The 14,560-nt window shown below is 47.3% G+C and carries 19 protein-coding genes; 16 read left to right on the forward strand and 3 right to left on the reverse strand.

The genetic code is table 11. The annotated features are described in order from the left end of the window. Position 1 precedes the first annotated feature (1 nt). The 7 genes from ACY2IG_RS04860 (at position 2) to gcvPB (ending at position 5,794) form a co-directional block, all read left to right on the forward strand. On the forward strand, positions 2 to 361 hold the full coding sequence (locus tag ACY2IG_RS04860) for a type II secretion system protein (protein WP_290748910.1): 360 nt from the start codon (positions 2 to 4) through the stop codon (positions 359 to 361). 261 nt (positions 362 to 622) lie between these two features. Beyond that, complete coding sequence (locus ACY2IG_RS04865) at positions 623 to 916, forward strand: hypothetical protein (RefSeq protein ID WP_035409126.1); 294 nt, start codon at positions 623 to 625, stop codon at positions 914 to 916. After that, positions 909 to 1,394, forward strand: coding sequence for a shikimate kinase (locus tag ACY2IG_RS04870; protein WP_056060203.1), 486 nt, complete (start codon positions 909 to 911; stop codon positions 1,392 to 1,394). The genes ACY2IG_RS04865 and ACY2IG_RS04870 overlap by 8 nt, the downstream gene beginning before the upstream one ends. Further along, positions 1,391 to 1,705 carry a hypothetical protein gene (locus ACY2IG_RS04875; RefSeq protein ID WP_462618417.1) on the forward strand — a complete coding sequence of 105 codons (315 nt, stop codon included), beginning with the start codon at positions 1,391 to 1,393 and terminating at the stop codon, positions 1,703 to 1,705. The genes ACY2IG_RS04870 and ACY2IG_RS04875 overlap by 4 nt, the downstream gene beginning before the upstream one ends. A gap of 184 nt (positions 1,706 to 1,889) precedes the next feature. Then, positions 1,890 to 2,972: a glycine cleavage system aminomethyltransferase GcvT gene (gene gcvT, locus ACY2IG_RS04880; protein WP_023467566.1), complete on the forward strand. Its 1,083-nt coding sequence runs from the start codon at positions 1,890 to 1,892 to the stop codon at positions 2,970 to 2,972. 13 nt (positions 2,973 to 2,985) lie between these two features. Beyond that, the gene (gene gcvPA, locus ACY2IG_RS04885) at positions 2,986 to 4,332 is read left to right on the forward strand and encodes an aminomethyl-transferring glycine dehydrogenase subunit GcvPA (RefSeq protein ID WP_462618418.1); all 1,347 of its coding nucleotides are present in this window, start codon (positions 2,986 to 2,988) and stop codon (positions 4,330 to 4,332) included. Further along, positions 4,325 to 5,794 carry an aminomethyl-transferring glycine dehydrogenase subunit GcvPB gene (gene gcvPB, locus ACY2IG_RS04890; protein WP_035409117.1) on the forward strand — a complete coding sequence of 490 codons (1,470 nt, stop codon included), beginning with the start codon at positions 4,325 to 4,327 and terminating at the stop codon, positions 5,792 to 5,794. Before gcvPA ends, gcvPB begins: the two co-directional genes overlap by 8 nt. A 64-nt stretch (positions 5,795 to 5,858) precedes the next feature. Here the strand turns inward: gcvPB and ACY2IG_RS04895 are convergent, their stop codons facing one another. Continuing rightward, positions 5,859 to 6,239 (reverse strand): rhodanese-like domain-containing protein, encoded by a 381-nt coding sequence (locus ACY2IG_RS04895; RefSeq protein WP_035409116.1) that lies wholly within the window; start codon positions 6,237 to 6,239, stop codon positions 5,859 to 5,861. 138 nt (positions 6,240 to 6,377) lie between these two features. Here ACY2IG_RS04895 and ACY2IG_RS04900 point away from each other — a divergent pair, with 138 nt between their 5' ends. From ACY2IG_RS04900 to hpt, 3 genes are all read left to right on the forward strand, one after another. After that, complete coding sequence (locus ACY2IG_RS04900) at positions 6,378 to 7,208, forward strand: lipoate--protein ligase family protein (RefSeq protein ID WP_035409114.1); 831 nt, start codon at positions 6,378 to 6,380, stop codon at positions 7,206 to 7,208. 24 nt (positions 7,209 to 7,232) lie between these two features. Then, complete coding sequence (gene mntR, locus ACY2IG_RS04905) at positions 7,233 to 7,655, forward strand: transcriptional regulator MntR (RefSeq protein ID WP_035398709.1); 423 nt, start codon at positions 7,233 to 7,235, stop codon at positions 7,653 to 7,655. A gap of 148 nt (positions 7,656 to 7,803) precedes the next feature. Continuing rightward, complete coding sequence (gene hpt, locus ACY2IG_RS04910) at positions 7,804 to 8,331, forward strand: hypoxanthine phosphoribosyltransferase (RefSeq protein ID WP_035409112.1); 528 nt, start codon at positions 7,804 to 7,806, stop codon at positions 8,329 to 8,331. A 56-nt stretch (positions 8,332 to 8,387) separates the two neighbouring features. On the opposite strand, the gene ACY2IG_RS04915 is transcribed toward hpt, so the two are convergent. Beyond that, complete coding sequence (locus ACY2IG_RS04915; RefSeq protein WP_035409109.1) at positions 8,388 to 8,789, reverse strand: SA1362 family protein; 402 nt, start codon at positions 8,787 to 8,789, stop codon at positions 8,388 to 8,390. A gap of 20 nt (positions 8,790 to 8,809) precedes the next feature. Continuing rightward, the gene (locus ACY2IG_RS04920) at positions 8,810 to 9,742 is read right to left on the reverse strand and encodes a DUF1385 domain-containing protein (RefSeq protein WP_290773365.1); all 933 of its coding nucleotides are present in this window, start codon (positions 9,740 to 9,742) and stop codon (positions 8,810 to 8,812) included. A gap of 156 nt (positions 9,743 to 9,898) precedes the next feature. Between ACY2IG_RS04920 and aroQ the strand changes: the two genes are divergently transcribed. From aroQ to nusB, 6 genes are all read left to right on the forward strand, one after another. Further along, positions 9,899 to 10,327, forward strand: a complete 429-nt coding sequence (aroQ, locus tag ACY2IG_RS04925) for a type II 3-dehydroquinate dehydratase (protein WP_035409105.1) — start codon at positions 9,899 to 9,901, stop codon at positions 10,325 to 10,327. Positions 10,328 to 10,341: 14 nt separating this feature from the next. Beyond that, the gene (locus ACY2IG_RS04930; RefSeq protein WP_035409103.1) at positions 10,342 to 11,406 is read left to right on the forward strand and encodes a M24 family metallopeptidase; all 1,065 of its coding nucleotides are present in this window, start codon (positions 10,342 to 10,344) and stop codon (positions 11,404 to 11,406) included. Positions 11,407 to 11,441: 35 nt separating this feature from the next. Beyond that, on the forward strand, positions 11,442 to 12,008 hold the full coding sequence (gene efp / locus ACY2IG_RS04935; RefSeq protein WP_023467577.1) for an elongation factor P: 567 nt from the start codon (positions 11,442 to 11,444) through the stop codon (positions 12,006 to 12,008). 168 nt (positions 12,009 to 12,176) lie between these two features. Beyond that, positions 12,177 to 12,626, forward strand: coding sequence for an acetyl-CoA carboxylase biotin carboxyl carrier protein (gene accB / locus ACY2IG_RS04940; protein ID WP_035409101.1), 450 nt, complete (start codon positions 12,177 to 12,179; stop codon positions 12,624 to 12,626). Positions 12,627 to 12,641: 15 nt separating this feature from the next. Next, positions 12,642 to 13,994, forward strand: a complete 1,353-nt coding sequence (accC, locus tag ACY2IG_RS04945) for an acetyl-CoA carboxylase biotin carboxylase subunit (protein ID WP_035409099.1) — start codon at positions 12,642 to 12,644, stop codon at positions 13,992 to 13,994. Between the two features lie 123 nt (positions 13,995 to 14,117). Further along, on the forward strand, positions 14,118 to 14,519 hold the full coding sequence (nusB, locus tag ACY2IG_RS04950; protein ID WP_035409747.1) for a transcription antitermination factor NusB: 402 nt from the start codon (positions 14,118 to 14,120) through the stop codon (positions 14,517 to 14,519). Positions 14,520 to 14,560 lie beyond the last annotated feature (41 nt).

Below are 14,560 nucleotides of genomic sequence, written 5' to 3' on the forward strand. Positions count from 1 at the left end.
TATGCAGGACAAACGACAAGCGGGTTTCTCTTTGCTCGAAGTGATTCTCTCTATCGTTGCGATGGGTGTCTTCATGATGCTAGCGATCGATCCTTATCTCGATTTACGAACGAAACAAATCAAATGGGAACAAGAGACGAAACAGCTTGAGCAGATGGCGACGGATCAAGTTGAAAACCGAACAGTGTCCTATGTTCTGAAGCAAGGAGCGTGGTGCAATGAAACGACATGTCTTGCGAGCAGAATCCGGAATGACCCTCCTCGAACTATCGTTCGTCCTGTGGATCAGTCCGTTGCTCCTGTTGGCGATTTTGACGCTGACACCACTCGTTCGCCCACCGGAAGTCAATCGAATGAATGAGGAACTGTTCTTTCATACCGTAGAACGGCTCATGTGGCGGAGTACGATGTGTGAACGCGTTGGAGATGAGATTCGCGGAATGGACGTTAATCCGGGAGAGACGGCTGAGAAATGGCGTCTCGTCCGTGTGCAGGATCAACTACGCCTCAAGAAAGAACAAGGAGGTGAACTGACATACGCTCGCGATGTCAAACAATACACTGTGACAAGCACTGCCGAGATCCTCTCAATTCAGTTGAACGACAGCAAACGTTCCTTCCGATGCGTCAAGACGGATTCATCTTGATTCAGACCTTACTGTTACTTCTGGGAATGGGAGTCGTGCTCTTAATCGCTTGTCAGCAAATTGACGAAGAAATGCGCCATCATCAGTTGGAACAAGAAGCACTACAACTCGAATCTCTCATCCGCGCGGCAAAAGCAGATTGTACGAAGGATGAGACCCTCCGCTATCCAATCGGACAAGTCAGCTGTACAGTGACCGATAAAGGCTTTAAAATGGAAGCGAGATTAGATAATGGTCAAAGAATCGAGGCGGTCGTTACACATGAGTAAGGTTTATTTGATTGGCTTTATGGGAACTGGTAAATCAGCCGTCGGACATCGATTACGTGGACGATACACGGTCGACGAATTGGATGAACACTTCGAACAGAAACATGGACAAACGATTCCTTCTTTTTTTGCTGAGCATGGCGAAGCAGGGTTTCGTACACACGAGAGCGAATTGTTAAGGAACAGCAACGCGGAAGTAGTCGTCACGGGTGGTGGAATCGTCGAACGAGAAGAGAACCGACTGTTCATGAAAAAGGCAGGGACAGTCATTTGGATTGATACGCCTTTTGATGTCATCTGGAAACGGATTGCTTCTGACTCGAATCGTCCACTCGTGACAGAACGGGAACAGGTGAAGCATTTATTCGATCGTCGCTATTCTTTGTATGCTGGAGTTGCCACTGTTCGCATTGAAGGAACGACATCAATCGAAGGGTTGGTTCATGCGATTGAAACTGTATTGGAGGAAAAGTCATGATTTGGATTACGTTAGGTATTATTTTATTGTCCATCGTAGGACTTGTGTTGTTCGGATTCATTCTTTACAAAAAGAAGCTATCTCAGGATATTCAACAATTAAAGCAATTGATGGAGCGCTTTACGATTCGTCAGAAAACCTTGCAGACGAACATCGATCATACAACGCACCGAATCGATCAAATCAAAGGGAACATCAACCGGATCACCGAAGAAGGAAATCGTGTGAAGCAAGGAGCGAGCCAATTGGTGACGGAAGGGCGACGACTTCAAGAAGAAATCAAACGAACTGCCGGAATCAAACAATTTTGAAATGGCTTTCATGGGAAGAATATGAAACAATAGGAGAGAAGGGACAGGGTCCTTTCTCTCTTTTTCGTATGTTCCTTTTTCCGAATAATACTAGATAATTATGATTTTAATTGGTAAGATGGATTTGAAAATGGAACATTAAAGAGAAGAGAGAGTAAAAATGTTCGTAAATAGGGGGATTTGTATGAGTCAAACGACATTGAAAAGAACACCGTTATTCGAAACGGTTTCGCAAACCGGTAAGATGGTGGATTTTGCGGGATTTGAAATGCCAGTTTTGTTTTCCTCGATTAAAGAAGAACACGTTGCAGTAAGGGAGAACGTCGGCATGTTCGATGTCTCGCACATGGGAGAACTGTTCGTCAGCGGACCGGATGCTCTGACGTTTTTACAAGCTACATTATCGAACGATATTTCGAAGATTGCGGTGGGGCAAGCGCAATATAACGTCTTATGCCAAGAAGACGGTGGGACAGTGGATGATTTACTCGTCTATCGTTTGGCAGAAACGGACTATCTTCTCGTCGTCAATGCTTCGAACATTGAAAAAGACGAACAACATTTACGTCACTATCTAACAGGGGACGTCACGCTTGAGAATCAATCGGAACAATATGGTCAAATTGCTGTCCAAGGACCACGTGCGGAAGCCATCCTTTCCGGCATGACACCACTTGTCTTATCAGAGATCGGATTTTTCAAGTTCCAACAGGGGACGGTTGCAGGAGTGGAAATGATCGTCTCACGCAGTGGGTATACAGGGGAAGATGGGTTCGAACTCTACATGGCAGCTGGTGACGCACCTGCTGTCTGGCAAGCACTACTTGAGCAAGGTGTCGTGCCATGCGGGCTCGGGGCACGTGACACATTACGGTTTGAGGCATGTCTTCCTCTTTATGGACATGAATTATCAGCAACGATTTCACCAATCGAAGCGGGAATGGGCTTTGCGGTCAAACCACAAGTCAAACCGTTCGTTGGTTCGGAAGTCTTGTTGCAACAGAAAGAACAAGGAGCACCGCGGCGCTTGATCGGTCTTGAATTACTCGATAAAGGGATTGCGCGTCAAGATGCACCGGTTTGGCATGACGGGGAAGTCGTTGGTGTGGTGACGACAGGTACGTTGCCGCCGACAGTCGGAAAAGCGATTGCTTGGGCACTCGTTCCTGCAGAAGTAGCGGAACAAGAACAATTTGAAGTAGAAGTACGCGGAAAACGTTTAGCAGCGAAACGAACAGCGACACCGTTTTATCGTCGCACGAAATAAGGGGGATATTTCTATGGATTTTCGTTATTTACCAATGACAGCAGAAGATGAGCAGGCGATGTTACAGACGATCGGTGCAGCATCGATCGAAGATTTACTTGCTGATATCCCGGCATCCGTCCGTGATAACGGTACATTGGAAGAAGTCGGTGGGCCACTTCCGGAAACAGATTTGATTCGGACGCTATCGAAGCTTGCCGACCAAAACATGAATACGAAACAATATCCATCGTTCCTTGGCGCAGGCATCTATGATCATTATGCACCTGCTGTCGTCAACCATATGTTACTGCGCTCAGAGTTTTACACTGCCTATACACCATATCAGCCAGAAATTTCGCAAGGTGAGCTGCAAGCGATTTTTGAATTCCAATCGATGATTTGTGAATTGACAGGGATGGACGTCGCGAACTCGTCGATGTATGACGGTATTACGGCGTTAGCGGAAGCGGCTATGCTTGCGTGTGCCCATACGAAGAAAAAGACGATCGTTCTTTCAGACGGCGTTCACCCGGAAGCGCACGATGTCGTTCGGACGTATGCGAACGGTCCAGGACTAAACGTCGAGACGTTGGCGCTTGAGCAAGGTGTCACACGGATCGATCAACTCGATGCAATCGAAGACGTTGCCTGTGTCATCGTGCAGTATCCGAACTTCTACGGTCGTGTCGAAGAACTACAAGCATTGGCCGATGCGACTCATGCTCGTGGTGCGCTGTTCATCGTCTCTGCGAATCCACTGGCACTCGGTATCTTAGAAGCACCAGGTAAACTTGGCGCTGACATAACGATCGGAGACTGCCAACCGTTCGGAATTCCACAAAGTTTTGGTGGACCGACGTGTGGTTATTTCACGACGACAAAAGCGTTGATGCGTAAGATTCCGGGACGTCTCGTTGGGCAGACCGTCGATGAGAATGGGAAACGCGGTTTCGTTCTGACGTTACAAGCACGTGAACAACACATTCGCCGTGACAAGGCGACATCTAACATCTGTTCGAACCAAGCGTTGAATGCACTCGCTGCTTCGATTGCGATGAGTGCACTCGGAAAACGGGGAATCCGAGAACTCGCGACACGCAACTTGCAAACGGCACATGCCTTAAAACAAAAGCTGAAACAGGCTGGCTTTACGATCGTTGACGATGGACCGAGCTTCAATGAATTCGTCGTTACGCTACCGATCGATGCAACACGTGCGAGTCAACAATTGCTCGATCACGGGATCATCGGCGGTTTGCCGTTAGGCGCTTATGACGCGGCACGTCAGAATGAAATGCTTGTTTGTGCAACGGAATTACGGACGAATGAAGAGTTGGATCAATTCGTGACAGCGTTAGGGGGACTCACACATGAATGAGCAAACATTGATCTTTGAAATTTCTAAACCGGGTCGTATCGCCTATAGCTTACCGTTACCGACTGTCGATGAGGTGGCAGTAGAAGAATTGTTACCGACCTCGATGTTACGGAAGGAAGACGTGGCACTACCGGAAGTATCTGAACTGGATCTCGTCCGTCACTACACGGCACTTTCGAACCGTAACCATGGTGTGGATTCTGGATTCTATCCACTTGGTTCATGTACGATGAAATACAATCCGAAAATCAATGAAGATATGGCGCGCCTCCCTGGGTTTGCACACATTCACCCGCTTCAACCAGTCGAAAGTGTTCAAGGGGCACTCGGTTTAATGTATGATCTGCAAGAAAAACTCGCGGTCATCACAGGAATGGATGAAGTGACGCTCCAGCCGGCGGCGGGAGCACACGGTGAGTGGACAGGCTTGATGTTGATTAAGGCCTACCACCATGCACGTGGTGACTTTAAACGGACGAAAGTCCTCGTACCGGACTCGGCACACGGAACGAACCCGGCATCGGCATCAGTCGCTGGATTTGATACCGTGACGGTCTTATCGGATGAACGTGGTCTCGTTGATCTAGCAGACTTAAAGAAAAAAGTCGGTGACGATACAGCGGCACTCATGTTGACGAATCCCAACACGCTCGGTTTGTTTGAGTCGGATATCGTCGAAATCGCACAAGCGGTTCACGAGGCGGGTGGAAAACTGTACTATGATGGTGCGAACTCGAATGCGATCATGGGCATTGCTCGTCCAGGGGACATGGGCTTTGATGTCGTCCACTTGAACTTGCATAAGACGTTCACAGGACCGCACGGTGGCGGCGGACCAGGATCGGGTCCAGTAGGGGTCAAACAAGATTTGATTCCGTATTTACCGAAACCAATCGTCCGCAAAGAAGAAGAGCGTTATGTCCTCGACTACGATCGCCCGGAAGCGATCGGTCGCGTCAAACCATTCTACGGTAACTTCGGCATCAACGTTCGTGCCTATAGCTATATTCGGACGATGGGTGGGGCAGGTCTCGCTCGCGTCTCGAAAGAAGCGGTCTTGAATGCGAACTATATGTTGGCTCGTCTCAAAGGTGCGTATGACGCGCCATACGACGTCTATTGCAAGCACGAATTCGTCTTGTCGGGTAAACGTCAAAAAGCATTAGGTGTCCGGACGCTTGATATCGCTAAACGTCTGCTTGACTTTGGATACCATCCACCAACGATCTACTTCCCGTTGAACGTCGAGGAGTGTATCATGATCGAACCGACGGAAACGGAATCGAAAGAAACACTCGACGCCTTCTGTGATGCGATGCTCCAGATTGCAAAAGAGGTCGAAGAGACACCGGATGTCGTTTTGAACGCCCCACACACGACGGTCGTCAAACGGATGGACGAGACACTTGCTGCTCGCAAGCCCGTCTTACGCTATGAACCAAAACAAGAAGTACATGTATAAGCAAGAACCATAAAAAAAGGATCTCTCCTTCCGGAGGGATCCTTTTTTTGCGATGAACGAAGCATCAGCTCCGTTTGATTTTTCCTGACCACTGCTTGAATCCGCCTTTTAATTGATACAGATTCGTATAGCCTGCTTTTTTCAAAACTTTTGCAGCCTGTGAAGAACGCATGCTACCTTGGCAGTACAAGTAAATCGGCATATCTTTCCGTAATTCCTTCGAGCGCATCTTCATTTGGCTGACCGGGATATTACGAGCACCAACGATGTGTCCACCTTTGAATTCCTGTGTCTCGCGGACATCGACGATTTGTGCTTTGCGATAGTTCGCACGGAATTCTTCCTGTGACAATTTCGTGATACCTTTGACCGGCATGAAACGCCAAGCGATGTAGGCGATCAGCGCGACCCATAGTACGATCGTAACGATAGTTCCAGTTTCCATATTCGACTTCCAACCCCTTCGTTCGTTTAACCTCTGTTTCATTATAGTCAACGAAATCGATTTCGGCAATCGACTCGTGATTGCGCGACCGAGAAAGGGTTTGATACACTAATACGGAAACGTTTTGGGGGTGCTGAAGTGAACAGAGAGTGGCAAGTATTGACGACGCCGGCAATGGAGCCGGCAATGAACATGGCAATCGATGAAGCATTAATTCAGTTCGTCGGGCGGGGGGAGATCGCACCGACGCTTCGTTTTTACTCATGGGAACCACGTGGATTAAGTATTGGTCATTTCCAACGAGCAACCCGTGATATCGATCGAAAGCGGATTGCGGAGCTCGGCATTCCGATCGTGCGTCGGATGACAGGAGGGCGAGCTGTCTTGCATGCAGACGAGTTGACATACAGTATCGTCATTCCTGAAGATACAGAAGGGTTACCACGCACGGTCATCGAAAGTTACCGAATGTTGACGGAAGGGATTCGCAAGGGATACCATCACCTCGGCATTCCAGTCGAATTTTCAGTTCCATTGACGGAAGAGGAAAAAGAAGAATTACGGAAGCCGAAATCGGCTGTCTGTTTTGATGCAGCATCGTATTATGAACTCGCTGTCGGTAAACGAAAAGTCGCCGGAAGTGCACAAGTCCGTCATCAAGGCGTCGTCTTACAGCATGGTTCTGTTCCACTCTCTGTTGATGAAGGCGAACTGTTTGATTGCTTCTTGTACGATGATGAGTCGACGCGTGAGCGGATGAAGGCTCGTTTTTCAGGAAAGGCTGTCGCTCTGAACGAGTTAGCAGGTCGTGCTGTAGCATTTGACGAAGTAAGAGGAGCGTTCACGAAAGGGTTTGAAGAAGCACTTGATTTGTCGTTCGTTCCGTTGACATTCACTAGTGAGCAGTGGCAGGAGATTGAGCGTCTTGCCGAGAAATACCGTAGTGATGAGTGGAACTGGAAACGCTAATGAATGAAATGGGAAGGTGATGTCGTGCCAACTCCGAGTATGGAAGATTATTTGGAACAAATTTATAAGTTGATTGAAGATAAGGGATATGCCCGTGTATCGGATATTGCGGAGTCATTAGGTGTACATCCTTCGTCTGTGACGAAGATGGTACAAAAGCTCGACCGCGAGACCTATCTCGTTTATGAAAAATATCGGGGGCTCATGTTGACGCCTAAAGGACGTAAGATTGGGAAGCGTCTTGTAGAACGACATGCATTGCTTGAAGATTTTCTTCGTCTTGTTGGTGTGGATGAGGAATTGATTTACAAGGATGTCGAAGGAATCGAACACCATATTAGCATCGAAGCATTGGATAAAATCAATGGGATGATTCAGTTCTTTGCGGAACGTCCTGGTCTGAAAGAAGAGTTACATCGCTATCAACAAGCCCATCCAGAGGATTGAGGCTTGTTTTTTTATATAATTTCTTATTAGATACACTTAAACACGAACAATCTATTATAATTTCATGATAAAGTACGCATTATGAGGTAGCTGTGCTATACTGATCCTGAAAATGGACGAAGGGGGTGACGGGTGTTCGCACCTTGTCATGGAAATCACGATTAAAGAAAAGTTAGTGTCGGAATCACAACTGAAAGAAAAAGTTCGTGAGTTAGCACAGCAGATCGAAGCAGATGCGGCAGGACGTCAAATCGTTCTCGTCGTCGTATTGAAAGGATCGATGGTTTTTGCTGCGGATTTGATGCGCGAAATCAAAGGAAGCGTCCAAATTGATACGGTCGCGTGCTCTTCTTATGGTACAAAGACCGTTTCTTCAGGTCGTGTTCAATTGAAGAAGGACCTCGATCTCGATGTTCAAGGAAAATATGTCGTCGTCATCGAAGATATCATTGATACAGGACGGACGCTTCATTTCCTATGTGATCATATGAAATTGCATCAGCCAGGCGTCCTGAAGGTGTGTACGTTACTTGATAAACCGGCACGTCGTGAAGTAGAACTCGATGCGGACTATGTCGGGTTCGAGATTCCGGATTACTTTGTTGTCGGGTACGGGATTGATTGTGCTGAAGAATACCGCAATCTTCCTTACATCGGTTGGGTCGAAACGGAGTGAAAAATAAGGAGGTTCGTCATAGGCGACGAACCTCCTTAATTAATATGCTTTCAACATTAAAAAGCACGTTTTTTCTTTTTGCCTTTTTTTCCTTCAATGACCGTCAGATGAGGCGCTTTCGAACGATCACGTAACGGTCTGACTTTATTCGATGCAGGTGCTTTCGAAGACTTGACTGGTTTTTTCTTGAAGTCTGTCCGGCGAACAGAATTCGAAGGACCATGCATTTTTTTGGATTGAGCGACCGATTTACGGTACTGTGCGTTCGTACCGTTTCCGACGCTTCGATTACGAGTCAGGAACTTAAAGAGTAAGAAGATGATCCCGGCAGTAATGCCGAAGAACAGCAATTGTGAAAACAGACTACTTGGATTATTGACGAGTTTATATCCAAAGCCGACAAAAGCGAACAGTAACACGACGAGTGCGAATGTAGAACCAATGCGTTGTCTGATCATAATATCACCCCTGTTATCGATTAACCCAGTGCATTCTCATGTAGGTTATGTTCCTGTTTTTCTAAGGCTTCAAACGCATAAATCGCAACCTCAATTTGAGCATCATCCGGTTCTTTCGTCGTCAAGTACTGTAACCATAGACCAGGCAAGGCGATAACACGAAGTCCTTTGATATGTTGTGCTTTATTCGTTAGCTGTAAGACTTCAAATGAGAGACCGATGACGACCGGTAATAAAGCAATCCGGCAGACGAGACGCAACCAAAGCGGATCTGTTGGGACGATCAAGTAGACGAAAAAACCGACGATGACGGTGAAAATCAAGAAACTCGAGCCACACCGGTAATGGAGTCGACTGCTAACACGAACGTTTTCGACGGTGAGTGGACGTCCGGACTCGACACAGTTAATGACTTTATGCTCAGCGCCATGGTACTGAAAGAGTCGTTTTACGAGTGGAGTCAAAGAAATCACGTAGAGATAACTAAATAGTAACGTTAATTTAATCACTGCTTCGATGATGTTTTGAACGACATGTCCCGATAAGAGCGGAAACACATCAAACAAAGACGCAAGGAAAGCAGGTAATAGCGTAAAGAGTAATTTCCCAAAGAAAAAGGAAAGAATTCCGACGACAGCCACTCCGAGCCATTTCGTCAATGGACTAGCCGTTGACTCTTCTGGTTCTTCTTCACCGGGTTTGACGCCGTAGCGATCACTTGCGAAATTCATGTGACTTGCGCCATTCGCTGAAGATTCCATTAATGCAAAGAGACCGCGCAGGAGTGGAATTCGTTTTCCTTTGGCGATTCGTGGTCGAATCGGTTTTTGTTGTGCAAACGTCTCAATCGACGAATCATTTCGACGAATCGCAGAGACCGCATGGGTCGCATTTTGGAACATGACGCCCTCGACGATGGCTTGACCACCGACCGGCGGATTAGTCGTTTTCATAATAGAACGCATCCCGTCTTCATTAAAATTAGGTGTATCGTCAGTGTACTTGATTTACGACAAAAAAACTATGTTCGACTCGTCAAAACGAGGTAATCTTTAGGAGTCGGAAATCGGGTTATGATACAATGAAAAAGAATTCGAGGAGGTGTTTTTTTGCGTGTCTTGATTTTAAACGGACCAAACTTGAATTTACTCGGAACACGCGAACCGGATACATACGGAACGGCAACGTTAGCTGATTTAGAACACGAGCTTCGCGCTTATTTTCCGAACATTCAGTTTCGGTTCGAGCAATCGAACCATGAAGGACGACTGATTGATGTTCTTCACGAAGAACGAGGGGCGGACGGCATCGTCTTCAATGCGGCTGCCTACACGCATACGAGTATCGCGTTACGTGACGCGATTGCTGCAATCGAAGCACCCGTCATAGAGGTCCATCTATCGAATGTCCATTCACGTGAATCCTTCCGGCATCATTCGATGATCGCACCAGTCTGCAAGGGGGTCATCGCTGGACTTGGCATGACGGGATATCGTCTGGCAACAGAAGCACTCCAAGCTTTACAACAATCGGAATAAGGGGGAAATCAATCATGAAACAACGGATCGAGGCGTTACAAGCAGCTTTAAAGGAACGGGACCTTCCAGGATTACTCGTCACGAAAGCAGAGAACATTCGTTATATTTCCGGCTTCACAGGTTCAAGCGGTGCATGTCTTGTAACAGAAGAGCAAGCGTACTTCGTGACGGATTTCCGTTACACGGAGCAAGCGGCAGACCAAGTCAAAGGAATGGAAATCGTCCAAATTGAACGTTCGATTCCAGAGACAATGGGTGAATTGATGGCAGGGGCACGGGTTCGCGCGGTCGGCGTCGAAAAAGATGCGATGACACTCGGTGCTTTTGAAGCGTATGATCAAGCTTCTTCGATCGAACTCGTTCCGACGACGGGAATCATCGAAAACCTACGCTTGATTAAGGATTCATCAGAGATTAAGATGATTAAGGAAGCGGTGGAGCTCGCAGATGCGACCTTCCAGCATATCTTGACGTACATTCAACCAGGACGGACGGAACTTGAAGTATCAAATGAACTAGAATTCTTCATGCGTAAGCATGGAGCGACGTCTTCTTCTTTCGATACGATTGTTGCATCGGGCTATCGTTCTGCCTTGCCGCACGGTGTTGCCAGTTCGAAGGTCATTGCGACAGGCGAACTTGTCACGCTTGATTTTGGGGCGCTTCTGAACGGTTATGTTTCAGATATCACACGGACTGTAGCAGTCGGTCCGATCAATGCTGAATTGCAGAAAATCTACGATACAGTCTTACAAGCGCAACTAGCGGGTGTTGATGGTTTAAAACCAGGTATTACAGGGATCGAAGCGGACGCATTGACGCGTGATATCATCAAAGAAGCAGGATACGGCGAGTACTTCGGTCACTCGACGGGACACGGCATTGGTCTAGAAGTACATGAAGGACCTGGTCTATCTTTCCGCTCTGAGACGAAACTTGAACCGGGCATGATCGTCACGGTCGAACCAGGTATCTACGTGCCGCAAGTCGGCGGATGCCGAATTGAAGATGACGTCTTGATCACGGAAACAGGTCGAGAAATTCTTTCGTCTTCACCAAAAGAACTGATCACTCTCTAATTCAGAGTGACGGGACATTTTAGGAGGAACCATTCATGGTATCAGTAAACGATTTAAAAACAGGATTAACGATCAAAACTTCAGACGGTATGATTTGGCAAGTACTTGAATTCCAACATGTTAAACCAGGTAAAGGGGCAGCGTTCGTTCGGACGAAAATGCGTAATATCCGTAACGGGAACATCCAAGAGATGACATTCCGCGGCGGTGAGCGTGTCGAGCGTGCGCACATCGAGCGTAACAAGATGCAATACCTCTACCCAATGGGTGAGACATATGTCTTCATGGATACAGAATCTTACGAGCAGTTGGAATTGACGACGGCACAAGTAGAAGCAGCTCTTCCATACTTGCTTGAAAACATGGAAGTTCAAATCGCTGTTTATAACGGCGAAATCCTCGGTCTTGAATTACCTAACACGGTCGTCATGACGATCGTTGAAGCGGAGCCGGGCGTTAAAGGCGATACAGCTTCGAACGTCAAGAAAAACGCGACAGTAGAGACGGGACACATCATTCAAGTGCCACTCTTCATCGAAGCGGGCGAAAAAGTAACGGTTGATACACGTACAGGTGATTTCACAGGTCGTTACAACGGATAAGAACGAAACGACAAGACGTCTTTCACCTTTTGTTAGGTCGAGAGGCGTCTTTTTTCATCCAGCGTGACTTGCATCCAATGGTATGACCAGTTAATATAAGTATTTGAGTAGGCATTAGCACCTGGTATAATAATTGTGAATACAGCATAGATGGGGGAAGAATGACAGATGAAAATCGATCAGTTGAAACAAGTACTCGAAATGCTCGATCAGTCGAGTGTAAACGAACTCACACTTGAGACGGATACGTATAAATTGGAGTTAAAGAAACAAGGAGAGACGGTAACGGTCTCACACCAAGCACCCGCTGCACCGGTAGCAACACCTGCTCCTGTGAAACAAACAGCAGCACCTGTTGAAGAAGAAGCAGTCGCTGACGATACGATCACAATCAATGCGTTAATGGTCGGGACGTTCTATTCTCGTCCAAATCCGGATAAACCGGCATACGTCAAAGTCGGGGATCAGATCGAAGTCGGTCAAGTCGTCTGTGTCCTTGAAGCAATGAAACTCTTCAATAACTTAAACTCGGAAGTATCTGGAACGGTCGTCGAGATTCTTGTCGCCGATGGAGATCTCGTTGAATTTGGTCAACCACTCTTCCGGATCCGTCCGTAAGCGGGGGTGAACAGCATGGAAAAATTATTGATTGCCAACCGTGGAGAAATTGCCGTCCGCATCATTCGAGCGGCAAAGGAACTTGGAATACAAACCGTTGCTGTCTACTCGACGGCGGATAAGGAAGCGTTACACGTTCGCTTAGCAGATGAGGCATATTGCATCGGTGAAGCAAGTTCTGCTTCATCCTACTTAAACGTTACGAACATTCTTGCGATCGCAACAAATCGTCAAGTCACGATGATCCACCCGGGTTATGGTTTCTTAGCTGAGAACGTCGATTTTGCCGAGATGTGTGAAGCGTGTGGGATTAAGTTCGTTGGTCCGACGTCGGATGCGATTCGTCAGATGGGGATCAAGGATGTCGCGAAAAAGACGATGATCGAATGCGGTGTACCCGTCGTGCCTGGTTCAGATGGAACGGTCACAGACGAAGAAGCGGTCGCGCTGGCGCAAGAAATCGGTTATCCGGTCATCATCAAAGCGACAGCAGGTGGCGGTGGTAAAGGGATTCGGGTCGCTCGTTCGGAAGAAGAGTTGATCAATGGTCTAAGTGAGACGCGCCGTGAAGCGAAACAAGCCTTCGGAAACGGAGACGTATACTTAGAGCGCTTCATCGAAGAATTCCGCCATGTCGAGGTACAGGTACTTGCTGACCGGCATGGCAATGTCATTCATCTCGGTGAACGAGATTGTACCGTTCAGCGCCGGATGCAGAAACTGATTGAGGAAGCACCATCTCCTGCGGTCAGTGAAGCGACACGGTTGAAGATGGGCGAGGCTGCTGTAAAAGCAGCAAAAGCGATTCAGTATACAGGAGCTGGAACGATCGAATTCATCTTCGTCGAAGAGACGGAAGAATTCTTCTTCATGGAGATGAACACGCGCATTCAAGTGGAACATCCAGTAACGGAGATGATCACAGGATTCGATCTCGTTCAAGCACAACTCCAAGTCGCGCTCGATCATCCACTTGCCGTTAAACAAAAGGATATCAAGTTCCATGGTCATTCGATTGAGTGCCGGATCAATGCCGAAGATCCAGACCATGATTTCCGTCCGTCTGCTGGACGTGTCACACAATATGTGACACCGGGCGGAATGGGCGTGCGCATCGATAGCGCGGTCTATCCAGGGTATATGATTCCACCATACTATGACTCGATGGTTGCAAAGTTGATCGTTCATGCAGAAACACGGGAAGAAGCATGCGCGAAAATGGAACGTGCGCTAGCTGAATTTTGGATCGAAGGTGTTAAAACGACGATCCCGTTCCACGAACGTGTTCTCAGTCACCCGGTATTCCGTCGTGGTACATTTACGACGAAATTCGCAGAGCGTGAGTTAAAAGGTACGATCGTAAACTGAATCAGGACGGGAGTTTGTGCGACGAACTCCCGTCTTTTTTTGGCGTTCTCTATGTTTTTTAAAAGAGGAATGTGCTAAACTAACTGATTGAGAACGACAAAAAAAGGAGCACGCAAAATCATGATGAAACGACACATGGCACGCGAACTCGCAGTCCAATCTTTGTTCCAAATGGAACTTTCGGATCTGACTGCACAAGAGGCCATTGAATTCGCGGTAGAAGGTAAGGAATACGATACATTCGTCGAGCAATTGGTGAACGGTGTCGAAACGAACAAAGAAACAATTGATCAGCATATTCGAGAAGCACTCGTCAACTGGTCGTTCGAGCGACTTGGAAACATCGAGCGGACGATTCTTCGCTTGGCCGTCTACGAATTGTTGTTCGAAACGAACATTCCGGTTCGAGTAACGATTAACGAAGCCATCGAATTGACGAAGGCGTTCGCAGATGAAGAAGCAACGAAAATTGTGAACGGTGTTCTTGGTAAAGTGGCACAAGGCGTCGTCAAAGAAAATTCATAAACCGATTTAAAACCGAATAGAGACAAAGAGACAGAAGAGTG

The organism is Exiguobacterium sp. EF_C8, assembly GCF_054956715.1.

Bases quoted from the DNA above. Each gene is read 5' to 3' on its own strand.
- ACY2IG_RS04860 (WP_290748910.1), top strand. From the start codon at position 2: ATGCAGGACAAACGACAAGCGGGTTTCTCTTTGCTCGAAGTGATTCTC.
- ACY2IG_RS04865 (WP_035409126.1), top strand. From the start codon at position 623: ATGCGTCAAGACGGATTCATCTTGATTCAGACCTTACTGTTACTTCTG.
- ACY2IG_RS04870 (WP_056060203.1), top strand. From the start codon at position 909: ATGAGTAAGGTTTATTTGATTGGCTTTATGGGAACTGGTAAATCAGCC.
- ACY2IG_RS04875 (WP_462618417.1), top strand. From the start codon at position 1,391: ATGATTTGGATTACGTTAGGTATTATTTTATTGTCCATCGTAGGACTT.
- gcvT (WP_023467566.1), top strand. From the start codon at position 1,890: ATGAGTCAAACGACATTGAAAAGAACACCGTTATTCGAAACGGTTTCG.
- gcvPA (WP_462618418.1), top strand. From the start codon at position 2,986: ATGGATTTTCGTTATTTACCAATGACAGCAGAAGATGAGCAGGCGATG.
- gcvPB (WP_035409117.1), top strand. From the start codon at position 4,325: ATGAATGAGCAAACATTGATCTTTGAAATTTCTAAACCGGGTCGTATC.
- ACY2IG_RS04895 (WP_035409116.1), bottom strand. From the start codon at position 6,239: ATGGAAACTGGAACTATCGTTACGATCGTACTATGGGTCGCGCTGATC.
- hpt (WP_035409112.1), top strand. From the start codon at position 7,804: ATGGAAATCACGATTAAAGAAAAGTTAGTGTCGGAATCACAACTGAAA.
- ACY2IG_RS04915 (WP_035409109.1), bottom strand. From the start codon at position 8,789: ATGATCAGACAACGCATTGGTTCTACATTCGCACTCGTCGTGTTACTG.
- ACY2IG_RS04920 (WP_290773365.1), bottom strand. From the start codon at position 9,742: ATGAAAACGACTAATCCGCCGGTCGGTGGTCAAGCCATCGTCGAGGGC.
- ACY2IG_RS04930 (WP_035409103.1), top strand. From the start codon at position 10,342: ATGAAACAACGGATCGAGGCGTTACAAGCAGCTTTAAAGGAACGGGAC.
- efp (WP_023467577.1), top strand. From the start codon at position 11,442: ATGGTATCAGTAAACGATTTAAAAACAGGATTAACGATCAAAACTTCA.
- accB (WP_035409101.1), top strand. From the start codon at position 12,177: ATGAAAATCGATCAGTTGAAACAAGTACTCGAAATGCTCGATCAGTCG.
- accC (WP_035409099.1), top strand. From the start codon at position 12,642: ATGGAAAAATTATTGATTGCCAACCGTGGAGAAATTGCCGTCCGCATC.
- nusB (WP_035409747.1), top strand. From the start codon at position 14,118: ATGAAACGACACATGGCACGCGAACTCGCAGTCCAATCTTTGTTCCAA.